The sequence below is a fragment of the Flavobacterium sp. YO12 genome (assembly GCF_004119495.1).
Classification (GTDB): Bacteria; Bacteroidota; Bacteroidia; order Flavobacteriales; family Flavobacteriaceae; genus Flavobacterium.
This window is the reverse complement of record NZ_NRQU01000145.1, coordinates 1-824: the sequence shown is the minus strand read 5'-3', so window position 1 is coordinate 824 and position 824 is coordinate 1. Positions and strand designations below refer to the sequence as shown.

1 protein-coding gene is annotated in these 824 nt (G+C 27.7%); it reads left to right on the top strand.

All coding sequences use genetic code 11. The features are described 5' to 3' along the window. Positions 1 to 324 precede the first annotated feature (324 nt). A partial coding sequence (locus BOW55_RS20685) for a sigma-70 family RNA polymerase sigma factor (RefSeq protein WP_129026336.1) occupies positions 325 to 824 on the top strand: 500 nt, incomplete at its 3' end.

The window sequence follows — 824 nt, the reverse complement described above, 5'->3', positions numbered from 1 at the left end:
ATACAGCGCTTGACAAAGAGAGCCTGCTTTTTTAGTTTTATCTCTCTTTTTAGTATTTTGTAAAAGTTCTATTATAGTATTGAAATTTAACACTCATAATATGGTTTTCGGGTAAAAAAATAAAAAGAAAGGATTTATTATTGCCTCACTAGTCTCGGCTATCATTTTTCAACTCTAAATTAATTGTAAGATAAATATATCGGTTTCATTCTAATCAATATTAATCAATGTCTTCACGTGATATGATTACGTTATTTAATTAGGAAAAATTAAATTAAATTTATTTAATTTGCCTAATTATAATCAATTATTGAAGAATAAGCATTGGTTACAGAAGAAAATAATACCAGCGAACTTTTTATTAGGAAAATATTTGATCAGTACTATAGATCACTTGTTCAGTTTGCAAATCGCTTTCTGAGCATTGATGAATGCGAAGATCTGGTTCAGGATATTTTTATAGGTATATGGGAAAAAGAGAATGCATTTCAAGACGAACTGCATCTGAAGGTTTTTCTATACAAGGCCGTTCGCAATAAATGTTATAATGTTATTAAGCATAATCTGGTAAAAAATAAATATGCTGAAAATACTATTAAGTCTTTAGAAGATGATGATTTGTTCTTAAAACAGATTCTTGAAGAAGATATAGTATGCCAACTGTATAAGGCAATTGAGATTTTACCTGATAGAAAAAAAGAAATTATAAAACTAAGTCTTAAGGGACTTAAAAATGCTGATATAGCAGAAGAATTAGGAATACAACTTCAAACGGTCAAAACACTAAAAAGCCAATCGTATAAAATACTAAGAGATCAATTTAA